The 11173-nt window shown below is 31.6% G+C and carries 14 protein-coding genes; 1 reads left to right on the top strand and 13 read right to left on the bottom strand.

Annotated features, from left to right (window positions below; translation table 11 throughout):
- Positions 1 to 184: 184 nt before the first annotated feature.
- From GMJ66_RS08400 to GMJ66_RS08450, 12 genes are all read right to left on the bottom strand, one after another.
- Positions 185 to 1822, bottom strand: coding sequence for a recombinase family protein (locus GMJ66_RS08400; RefSeq protein ID WP_156289874.1), 1638 nt, complete (start codon positions 1820 to 1822; stop codon positions 185 to 187).
- 37 nt (positions 1823 to 1859) lie between these two features.
- Positions 1860 to 2297, bottom strand: a complete 438-nt coding sequence (locus GMJ66_RS08405) for a hypothetical protein (RefSeq protein ID WP_156289875.1) — start codon at positions 2295 to 2297, stop codon at positions 1860 to 1862.
- Positions 2298 to 2339: 42 nt separating this feature from the next.
- Positions 2340 to 3167 carry a recombinase family protein gene (locus GMJ66_RS08410; protein ID WP_156289876.1) on the bottom strand — a complete coding sequence of 276 codons (828 nt, stop codon included), beginning with the start codon at positions 3165 to 3167 and terminating at the stop codon, positions 2340 to 2342.
- A gap of 55 nt (positions 3168 to 3222) precedes the next feature.
- The gene (locus GMJ66_RS20905; protein WP_269321873.1) at positions 3223 to 3345 is read right to left on the bottom strand and encodes a hypothetical protein; all 123 of its coding nucleotides are present in this window, start codon (positions 3343 to 3345) and stop codon (positions 3223 to 3225) included.
- Between the two features lie 82 nt (positions 3346 to 3427).
- Entirely contained in the window at positions 3428 to 3922 is a 495-nt protein-coding gene (locus tag GMJ66_RS08415) for a hypothetical protein (RefSeq protein ID WP_156289877.1), read from the bottom strand.
- A gap of 46 nt (positions 3923 to 3968) precedes the next feature.
- A complete protein-coding gene (locus GMJ66_RS08420; protein ID WP_156289878.1) occupies positions 3969 to 4481 on the bottom strand; it encodes a hypothetical protein in 513 nt (170 codons plus the stop codon).
- A gap of 563 nt (positions 4482 to 5044) precedes the next feature.
- The gene (locus GMJ66_RS08425; protein ID WP_156289879.1) at positions 5045 to 5566 is read right to left on the bottom strand and encodes a hypothetical protein; all 522 of its coding nucleotides are present in this window, start codon (positions 5564 to 5566) and stop codon (positions 5045 to 5047) included.
- A gap of 117 nt (positions 5567 to 5683) precedes the next feature.
- Positions 5684 to 6028, bottom strand: coding sequence for a hypothetical protein (locus tag GMJ66_RS08430; RefSeq protein WP_156289880.1), 345 nt, complete (start codon positions 6026 to 6028; stop codon positions 5684 to 5686).
- A 41-nt stretch (positions 6029 to 6069) separates the two neighbouring features.
- The gene (locus GMJ66_RS08435; RefSeq protein ID WP_156289881.1) at positions 6070 to 6405 is read right to left on the bottom strand and encodes a hypothetical protein; all 336 of its coding nucleotides are present in this window, start codon (positions 6403 to 6405) and stop codon (positions 6070 to 6072) included.
- A 597-nt stretch (positions 6406 to 7002) separates the two neighbouring features.
- Complete coding sequence (locus GMJ66_RS08440) at positions 7003 to 7902, bottom strand: tyrosine-type recombinase/integrase (RefSeq protein WP_197046650.1); 900 nt, start codon at positions 7900 to 7902, stop codon at positions 7003 to 7005.
- Positions 7903 to 8121: 219 nt separating this feature from the next.
- Complete coding sequence (locus tag GMJ66_RS08445; RefSeq protein ID WP_156289883.1) at positions 8122 to 8295, bottom strand: hypothetical protein; 174 nt, start codon at positions 8293 to 8295, stop codon at positions 8122 to 8124.
- A gap of 36 nt (positions 8296 to 8331) precedes the next feature.
- Entirely contained in the window at positions 8332 to 8799 is a 468-nt protein-coding gene (locus tag GMJ66_RS08450; RefSeq protein WP_156289884.1) for a hypothetical protein, read from the bottom strand.
- Positions 8800 to 9061: 262 nt separating this feature from the next.
- On the opposite strand from GMJ66_RS08450, the gene GMJ66_RS08455 reads away from it, so the two are divergent.
- A complete protein-coding gene (locus GMJ66_RS08455; RefSeq protein WP_156289885.1) occupies positions 9062 to 10504 on the top strand; it encodes a helix-turn-helix domain-containing protein in 1443 nt (480 codons plus the stop codon).
- Between the two features lie 268 nt (positions 10505 to 10772).
- Here the strand turns inward: GMJ66_RS08455 and GMJ66_RS08460 are convergent, their stop codons facing one another.
- Complete coding sequence (locus GMJ66_RS08460; RefSeq protein WP_156289886.1) at positions 10773 to 11135, bottom strand: hypothetical protein; 363 nt, start codon at positions 11133 to 11135, stop codon at positions 10773 to 10775.
- Positions 11136 to 11173 lie beyond the last annotated feature (38 nt).

The following is an 11173-nucleotide window of genomic DNA, read 5'->3' on the forward strand; positions in this document are numbered from 1 at the left end:
AAATATTGTCTCAGTCAATATAATTATATTGTAATAGGCAATTTGGTTATAGTCAATTATTTATATAGATCATTAGTAACTAAAGGTGATTATGCAGTGGCTATGGTGTCAGTCACCACTTCTCTATCACTTTAGCGCAGTGGGGGACTGACCCTTTAATCCGAATTCAATACTACACCCTTGATTATGTTTCAGTGAAGAAGTTGTTAGGGAGTCTGGCCATTACCCTTATTTGTGGTACGGCTCTCCGTTCGTCATTCACTGGGAAAATATCACCAAAAAAAATTGGTGGTGGAGAAGGGGTGTCGTCCCCTTCTTCAAACCACAATGTCAATGACTTAATTGATTTCCTGTCTTTACTTAAATTAATCCCTTTTATTATTGAACGTAGTAGTACTTTTTTAGTTTTGTTATCGGCTATTTGAAGTAATTCGTCAAAGTCTCTTAGAGCCGTGATAATTTGGTCATTGGTGATATTTAAGGATGACGAATGATTTTTGATAAAGATCTCATACTCGTTAACCTTTTTTTCAATATCTTCTCTTTCACCTACAGTCTGATTTAACATCAAATTATAGTTTTTTTCTTCATTTTCGTTTTTGGCTTTAATTGCTTGTCTGGCTTTTGCTAATAGTGCTGCCTCTTCTTCCATCTTCTCTTTTAATTCTTTTTGCAAAAATCCTAGTTCGATCCTATACTTTTGAATATCCTCCGTTCGTTCTTCCTCTATATTGCTACATAATTCTTCAATTAACTTAGGAGAATTCATAAGATTTTTCACCTTGAGGAGAACCTGTTTTTCAATATCTTCTTTTACAACTAAGTTTGAATTACAGGCTGCTAATCCTCTTTGATGGAAGTTTTGACACTGGTAATACAGATAGTATTCTTTATCAGACTTTTTAGTTTTTGACATAACCATACCTTTACCACATTGCGGACATTTTAATATTCCAGATAATACAAACTCCCCTTCAAAGTTACTTGTTCTAATGAACTTTTTCTGTTCCTCTCCAACCTCTTGAACTCTTGTCCATAATTCCCGTTCAATTATAGCCTCATGTCTTCCTTTGACTAACTTAACTTCTGTTTGCTTTCCCGATCTACGCTTTTCACTCCAATTTAGATGCTTTCCCCACCTAATAAAACCTGCGTATGTAGGATTTTCGAGTATAGTTTTCACAGAATTGATACCAAATGCTTTATCTTTCTTTGTTTTGAACCCTTTAGTGTTTATGTGGTTTACAATACTTTTATAACCATGTCCTGATGCTCTTAATTCAAATATCTCTTTTACAATATTACTCTCATATTCATTAACTTTTAATTCGCCTTCCTCTGTGTCATATCCTAGGATAATACCCCCATTCCACTTCCCACTTTCCGCCCTTTTTTTCATTCCACTACTAACTCGTTCAATTATCTGAGACCTTTCATATTCAGCAAACGTTCCCAACAACGAAATAAACATGTAACCATTTGCAGTTGAACTATCAATATCACAGGTGCTTATTAACAACTTTTTATCATATGGCTTTAAGTAGTTATTTATTAAACTAAGTACCTGTTCGTTGTTTCTTGAAAGTCTGTCAACTTTCCAAACAGCAATGGCATCGAAACTACTTAAATTTTTTATTAATCGTTGAATATTAGGACGATTAAAGTCCTTGCCAGAATAACCATCATCAATAAATACCTCTAGATCTTTATATCCTTTCCTATTAAGATAAGTTTCTAATTGATCCACTTGACTACCAAGCGAAAACCCTTTTGTTTGTTCCTCTGTCGACACACGTGCATAAATTGCAGCCCTTTTAGTCATACTTATCATCCTCCAATAATTTATTTAGTTTCTCAACTCAAGCCTGCCTAACTTTTCCTTCTGAAGTTAATACCTCTGTTTTAATTAAATAGTCTACTGCGTCTGGAAAATTTATTGTTGCAGTTTTTGCTTCTTCTAACCAAAGTTCTTTTAGAAGTTTTGGTTTCATAAGATAATCACCTTCGATGACCCTAAAAGTAACATCTTTCTTAATGAAATTATTAAGAATACTAGGGTTTGCAACTAGTGCAGGTGATATTATTAATACAGTTGACCTTCTTTTTAGTTTCGAAAAATATTTATCTAGACTACTATTTTCAAAGGTTGTAACACCACACGAATTTTGAAGATTAAGATTATTTTTGTCAGCGAAGTTAAATGCTCTTGTCACATATAACAAAAATTCCTTATCTGCCTCCATGCTTTTTCCTTTAATTGACTCAGGCAATAATGTGAAAAAGGTTACATTTTTCATAAATACCATCTCCTTAAATTTTTTTAGTTGCATTATTTTGTTTTAAGCACTTGTGGAAATATGCTTCTGTTCTAATGTTATAGTCTGCACTCTTTCCCATAATTCTCTGTCAATGATTACTGGATGTTGACTTCTAACTAACTTATACTGTTTTCTATTTACAACATGGTCATCCCATTGTCGATATCTTATAAATCCAGCATAAATTGGGTTTTCGAGAATCGTTTTAACAGAATTTATACTGAAGCAATTTCCTCTCTTAGTTCTATAGCCCTTTTTATTAATTTGATCAGCAATACTTTTATAACTGTTCATTTTATTCCTTAATTCAAAAATCTCTTTAACTATTTGGCTTTCCCCTTTATTTATAGTAAGTTCACCGTTATCTAAATCATAACCTATCATTACTCGACCACTCCATCTTCCTAAACGAGCCCTTCTTTTCATCCCAAGACTAATTCTTTCAAAACTTATCCTTCTTTCATATTCAGAAAAGGTTCCCAGTAAAGCAATAAACATGTACCCATTTGTAGTTGAACTATCAACATCACATGTACTTACTAATAACTTTTTTTCGGAAGGCCTTAAATGGTTATCAATCAAATATAGTACATCACGATTGTTTCTTGAAATTCTATCTAGTTTCCAAACCGAAATGGCATCAAACCGATCTAAATTTCTTATTAATCGTTGAAATTCAGGCCGATTAAAGTTTTTACCAGAATATCCTTCATCAGCAAACACCTCTATGTTTGTATAACCCTTTTTATTTAAATATGCTTTTAATTGTTCAACTTGGCTCTCTATTGATACATCATTAAATTGTTCACTTGTAGCAACTCGCGCATAAATTGCAGCAGCATTATTCATTATTCATCTCTCCTTTTTATTTATTTGGTGGCACAAAGCCACCAAATTTTAGTATTTATTTACGTTTTGTATCAGCATACGCTTTTACAAGTTTGGCTAACGTTTCGATAAGTTCTTGTTTCTTTAGTTCTTCCGTAGTAGGAAAGACTAAGTTTTTCGAATTATTAAGTAATGTCAACCTCCCGCACCTCCTGCTAACGCCTCCCTGCAAGATTTTTTTAATTATGTTTAATGGAAAAGCATTCCTCAAAATTGAGTAATTACATTGTTTTCTTTTCCATTTCATCGATAATGCCATTTAGCCATTTTGCTGTTTTTTCATTACGAAACAGCGCTTTACTATACTTACTTTTTAAATTTATCCACTTAGATGCACTGATTTTGTTTCTCTGGTGACCATGTCTTAAATCATCATTTGATATCGCTGTAACACGATATTTAGATTTAACCCCATTTACTTCAACCAATACAAAACGGAATCCCTCAACAACAAATAGACCAATCACTTCTTTATCAAAAATTAATGAATCATGGACGACTATAGTATCAATTCCATCCTTCTTTAAATCTTTTATAAACAATTGCGCAACTAAAGGGTTATTTTTGTAAGACAAAGAATTTGTTGCCCGTAAACCTGTTGTTTCCTCCAATAACACTTCCAATACACGTCTCTTTAAATCTAAGTCTATGCTATCGTCTTTCTCACTACTTAGATGAACTAAATACCCTACTTTGGTTAATGATTTTGTTTGCATAAACAATTTCCTCCTAAACTTTTTTATTTAGAATCTTTAGGCAAGATCAAGATGCCATATTTTTAGTAATGTATTTCCATAATCCTAATTTGGATTTATGTTTTCTCATAGTTTCATAAACTAAAGAGTCAAATTCTTTAATTGTCCATATTGGATCAACATTCTGAAGGTACTTATGTACAATTTCATTTAGCGAATTAGGAATCGCTAATATGTCTACTATCTGATTCCTTTCGTTAACAAAATAGTGGACAACCTTCTTCTGATTTAAAAGGGGGATTAATTGCTTTAATTGGATCGTTTTATCAAACCAAGAATGATAAATATTTCTTTCATAATCTCCGAATTGCACCAAATAAAGTAATCCACTGGCAGTGCCATTATCTTCAATACCTGCTCTAACATTTGCATAAGGGTTATTAACCATCTTTTTTACCTTGTGGTTATAATCCTTAATCACAAACACTATCTCAGAAGTACCTTCATTACTAATAACTGTTGAATACATAAATCCCGGCTTCATTTTCTGAAACATTTCTTTCATTTTCATATTTCTCATAAATAACCTCTCCCTTTCGTTAGTAGTGCTGATATCACAGCCATCTAGAGCATAATTAAAATCATTTATTGCAACATATGATTACAAAAGACCAACAAAAAAAGTCCCCTCCTTTTTATTACAAATAGAAAAAGAGCAAATGAATATATACAAATACGAAACTAAAGTTTGATTGAGAATAAGAAAGCATACTCAACCATTGGAAATTGCATGTGAAACACACACTTTTCCCGTTTATTCTGTATATTCGTATATATTCATTTGCTCTTCCGTAATAAAAAGAAAGAGACTTATATATATAAAACTTATAGAAAACTAATTAAAGAAAAAATAAAACTATTGAATCAAAATATAATATATATAACTTGATTAATATCTTAGTATAAATATTTCCTTTTGTAAAGGACCTTTGATAAAAAAGTTTATTTTTTTCGGAAAGGCCTCTAGAAAGCCCTTCCGAAGTGTATAAAAAGTATATTCGGTATATTCTAGTAAAAGTATATAACGTCCAAATAATGTAAACAAGTCTTTTTAAGTAAGAGACTATCCTAAAAAATAACTATTTAACCGAGTCGGTGCAGATACCCAAGTAGTAATGATAAAACAATATTAAAGAATAGGATTCTTTCCAACCAAGATTTATGTTTTAAATTTTCACTTTTCTTGTACTTATTATTTTTTGCTTTAATGTATCCTTGAAGTATCCAAAACCGCGAATATCCACCAATGGTGAGAAAAATAATAAAGTATAAAATAGGTATTACGTTATCAATAAAAAACACCATGAAAAAAAATAGAATGATGTACGCAAGTATTAACCAACCAAACAACTTATGAACAATTCCTATTGGAAAGCCATTTTCTATCTCTATTATTTTATTATGAAAATTAACGAATAATACGGTATTAAATACTACTCCTCCAAAAAACATGACAACAGAAGAAATAAGGTAATAATCAGTGGTTGGAATTATATAATAAGTCCACATCCAAGGTAAAAATACAGTTGTAAAAATCAGTGAAAAATAAAGTGAAATTAAAAGAACGACCATTTTATGCCACTGTTTTTCAAATATCAAACCCATGATAAAGCCCCCTTCAATTACTACAATGTGGTAGATGATATTTTTGTTTTCATATCGTGAAATTCACGACGCCCTCTTTAGGAAACATAACCTGCAACGATCAAAAAATTGTCATCTTTAATCATTAAGTCGTCGACTAGAAACACGGATTAATGTAAAAGCCTGATATACGGTTAGAACCATAACCTTCTGCAAAAGTTCTTTCTTGTTAACATTCCATTTAGTCACTAGAAATTCTTCAGCAGTTTCATCAACTACACAATTTATTAACCTGTTTTTAAAAGACATACCATTAGAAGATTTACTTCTACTCCATGCTTCTTTTACCAAATTAATTTCATCATCAGTAAAGATAGAAAGAATTTCTTTTTCAGTTCTAGCAGCCATTCTTGCAGCAGCCTGAAGTTGTTTATTGATGAAGTCTATTTGGCTCTTCGTATATGTTTGGAATTGACTATCCAAAACCTGTCCCTCCCTATAATTTTTAATTTTATTCGTAACTTCTACTGGATAATGTCAGTAAGATATCCAATTGGAACATCAACATCACTATGTAAGTCAATTGTTTTTTTTATGATGCTATACTCTAACCCATACTCTTTGCATAAATTAGAGAACCTTTTGAAGTTATCCCAACTCCCTAGTTCCTCATAGTCATAAAGCAAAATCCTATCAATAATTGTTAAATCCATTGATTTTAAATAAGATTCCAAAACACTAAGGTCAACAACTAAATGCATCTCTAGTTTTTTATTAAAGAATCTAGCATGTTCCTGCAACTTTACAGTTATTTCTTGGCACTTCGCTACATTAAATGTTATTCCATAGTAAATCCCCACATTATCACCTTCCCAATTATATTTGATGACTACTATAGCGCGAATCAAATCATCTTCAAGTTTTTTTATCTATTAAATGTGTAGTTTGTATTATTCATAGATAAAGAACATGTAAAAATCTAGTATCTAACACCTAATTAATATGCTATTGAAAAATTTTATTTACTCTTTGTAAACCATAATTTGATTTTAGGCAGCAAAAATGGTCAACAAAAAAATGTGGTGATTTCGTCCAAAAAACGGGAGAATCGGGGAGAATTAAGGATTTGGATTAAATGTCGTTTAAAACCTAATTTCTTCTGTTTTTTTCTATCAGAGTATTTTTTTTGATTTTAATTCTCTATATCATGTATTTTTTTCATTTTTATGGTATTTTATTTGTTACCTAAAATTCAGGTAACAAAAGTGGTAATTTTCCACTTTCGATCTTACTCATTAACTATAGTTATTAATGATTAAAATCATTTTATTGATTATAATCATTTTACTCATTAGAACTATTATTAATAATAAATAATCTCTTATTTTGATTAAAACGCTTAACTTTCATTATTAATGGGTAATATAAAGAGCGCTCAGTAAACTGAACGCTCAAAATTAAAACTCTGTTCGTTTCAAGGCACTTTGCAACTCTTGAATTGAAGGTGTGACATACACCCTAGTGGTTTCAATACTACTATGACCAGCCAGTTCTGCAATAGATTGGATATCTACGCCATGTTGTGCTAACTGTTTGCAGTATGTGTGCCGTAGTGAGTGAGGAGTTATCTCAATCCCTAGTTGTTTACTATATTTCTTAAATATATGCTGAACTGCTCTTGTCGTAATATGGCTACTTTTACTGCTCATTAGTAAAAACTCGGATTCAGAATCTCTTTCCCCCAACCATTTCACTATTGCCTCCTTGGTATTTTCGGATAAAGGAACCATCCTATGTTTATCTCCCTTGCCATTTACTCGAAGAATTCCCCTTTGTGTATCTACGTCGATAATTCTGGCATTGCAAATCTCCTGTACACGAAGGCCTAAATTTACAGCCAAATAAACTATTGTTTGATGAAGCATACCTTTTTTATGGTTTTGTTGTTTAGTCAACTCAATTGCATGTAATAACTTACCAACTTCTTTCCTTGTAAGCCAACGTATGTTATTCTGTTTTTGAATCTTTTTGATTTTAATGTTTTTGGAAAGATTGACATTGGTTGATCCAATACTTACCAGAAATTCTGACCATTTCATTAATGCAACTAACCTTCTATTGATTGTTGTTGGAGCAATAGACTGATCCGATTTAAGTTGTCGTTCATAATCTTTTAAGTCAGTAGAAGTAAGATCGGATATTAAATGAGGTGGTTCATACCTTTGATGGATCCATTTTAAAAAGTGGTTCAAATCTTGGGTATAACTTTTAATGGTGTTTAAACTTTTATCTTGTTCCAGAAGATGTGTTTTGAAACTTTCTACCGATTGTGAAATAGTGGCTGGAGCCGTGTTCATTATAACAATCCTCCCTGCTATGTTATACGACGAAAAAAGTATTTCTTTTATAGGTATTATGCGACGAGAAAATATATGAAAATGAAGTACTCTTGTCGCATAAACCATATTATCTGACAAACTTGTTGTTGGTCGTATTATAGCGCGTAAGGATCACTTTGCCAGCGCCTTTCGTATGTATTTTGAATATTTCCCTTATATAGCAACAATAAGTACGTTTCACTGCTGAATGTAATTTAATTGCTCCTCTGTTACTCTATACTCGTCACACCCACAACCGAAATTTAAATATAAATTAAATGTGCCATCATTGTTGAGACTAGCACTTTTAAAGTTTGCATGCTGATACATTCCTCTTACTGATTCTAAATCTGTATCTGATAGTAGTTCCATTGAAATCACCTCCAACTGTTAACTTAAGAGAAACTTCTATTTATAGTAATTAAAACTTATATCGTTCACTTCTTTTAGGTTATACCTTTCTACTAATTTGTTGTGTTTTAATTCTGCTAGTTTTAACTCATCTTCATTAAATAATGATTTTAAGTCGGTTCTTTGAATTTTATAAAGAGCACATAAGGCAGCATATTCCAATTTCTCTTTTAATTCTTCATCATTTTTTTCTTCAGGGACTTCTGCTGCGATTTCAGAATAGTAATCTGATATTCTAGATTGTACCTCATCAACCATTTCCTCAACTTTTTCAAAAAGTAGGATGATTGCTTCCACCTTACTTTCGGCTATAAAGTCATCTGTATAGGTAGCACCATCAGTTCGGTCTATAAGACACCTTACCTTCTCCTTCTCCTTATCAATATAAAATCCTACATAATCATATTGATTACCAACACCCACATTAAACAGATTATCCATTTCCTCTTTAATTACTTCTTCCATTAATCATCCTCTCCTTCCATTTTGCCAGTTTAATTGGCTTACAATTGTTATAACATAAAAAGAAAAAGACGAGATAAGTATGTTTAGAACTAATTGTACAAGTTTCATAAAAATATGAAATTCAGAATTATACATGATATTCTTATTAAAACCAATTAAAAGACTATTAACAAAAAGGCATTAAATAAGTAAACTTCTATGCAGTTTTTTTCAGTTATATTAATGAATACTTTATCTGTTTTGTTTGAAAGGAGTGTTTTAAATGGACAATGACATTAGTGCTTTTGCGAAGAAAATGAAACATTTGTTTATTACTGAGAGGAAGAAATATATTATTCAGATCGAAGACGGTTCATATACATGGAAAGATAAGAACTTTATTGATGAAATGCTTGATTTACATCTGGAACGAAAGCGTACATACGGCATATTTTGTGGAGAAGAATTAACTAAATTCATTTCTTTTGACGTTGATATCCCATCAAAGGAAGTCGTGCAATCCATTTACCTAGTTTTAAATCAAATCGGAATTTCATCGGAATTTATACATACAAGTTGGAGCGGCTCAAAGGGGTATCATGTGGATGTTTATTTTTCTGATACCCTTGGCTACCCTAAAATGGTTAAACTTTACGACTATGTTGCATCTAAATTGCTTCAAAAATATCCCGACTTAGAAGAAAAGAAAATTGAATGTAGACCAAGTCCAACCCAAGGACTGAAACTTCCACTGGGCGTCAATAGAAATAACAAGAATGTGAATAGTAATATTTGTTGGTATGTAAATATACATGATGACTTTAAACCAATAGAAACGTTAGATTACATTCTAGATATTAAACCAATTGACGTGAATCAAATCCGGTCAATTATCAAAAGATTACCAACTATAAAAAGCAAGAGCAGTTCTGAAAATAACCCAGTTGCAAAAAAAGACATAAGTAAAAATGCCAAACATAATAGACAGGTTCGTACCAGTGACACACTGAATTCCTTAGAAAATTTATTTAAAAATGGACTAAGGAGTAAAGGTACAAGACATAAAAGTCTTATTAAACTTGCGATATGGTTAAACACGAGGAATCACAGAAGGGAAAGTTGTGAAGGCATCTTAAGAGATTGGATGAAAAATCAAAAGAAGGAATATTATGATACCCCCTTGGAAATTTGCTTTAAAGAGATTAGCCGAATCGTAGAAGGTGTCTATTCTAAAAACATTGTTCTTGGGGGAGGCAAATCAAAAACACAAATAGTAGTGTCAAGAAATGACTTACTAACTATTCATCAATATCCTAAAAAGTTTCACAAAACTATTAATGCACTCTTTATTCATTCAAAACGTTTCGCAGATGAAAGCGGTCAGTTTTATATGACATATAAGCAAATCGCGAACTCTGCACCATGTGGACTTAGGACAGCATTTAATCATATAAAGGAACTTGAGGAATCAAAAGTTATTAAGGTTATGAGATCTCCTATCCTATTTGATGGAGAAACCTTCTATAACCTACCAAATACATACCAATTAAACCTTGATTTTGTGGATGGTGATAATGATATCTCCATTACTATAAAGGCACCGAAACTAAAGGAATATAGTAATACCAAAACCCAACTTACCCTTAAGGCATTTCCTAATAAAGAATGGATGGATATAGATAATATATTAAAAAAGGCATTGCTTAAAAAGACTAAAAACCAATAAATAAGTACTTTTCTCTGCAACTTTTTACAATGATATTAATTCATACCCATATTGACAATCTCCAAGAGTGAACCATCACTCTTTTTTCTTTGTACACTGTAACCCATATTTAATTATTACACTTTTTCTCCTTAAACGTGAAATATTCGGTACTAATTTGGATATACAATAACCTAATATCCACGTTGCTCCACCAACAAGCAACGTTAGAGCGGGATTACTTAAGCATTGATTATCATACAAAAAAACAAGGATTTCACTCCTTGTTCTAACAATTTTTCGGATTAAGTTTTTGAACCTCGTTTAAGCACCTAAAAACTTCATCTTGATTCAATATATACTCCGTTAAAATGGAATATAGGTTATGAACCATTTCATCAAAAGTATGATATGACTTATTAAAACAGATAATGTTAAAAGTATCGATTTCCCCATCACTATCACGATTCTTTGCTAACTTATGCTGTTTACGGAAAATATAAATTAAATATAAATATTTGGCTTCTTCCCGAACGTTTGCGCCTGTTAAACTTAAACGCTCAAACCTAGTAAATAAAATATCGTGTTCTAGGTGACGAAATTCAACAAATTCTGTGTCCATACCTTTTACCATAAAGTGCTCTTTTTTCAAGAGTATCTCCTCCATTGTCTTAGGCTAATTTTACATGT

The sequence above is a fragment of the Oceanobacillus salinisoli genome (genome assembly GCF_009733865.1).
Classification (GTDB): domain Bacteria; phylum Bacillota; class Bacilli; order Bacillales; family Amphibacillaceae; genus Oceanobacillus; species Oceanobacillus salinisoli.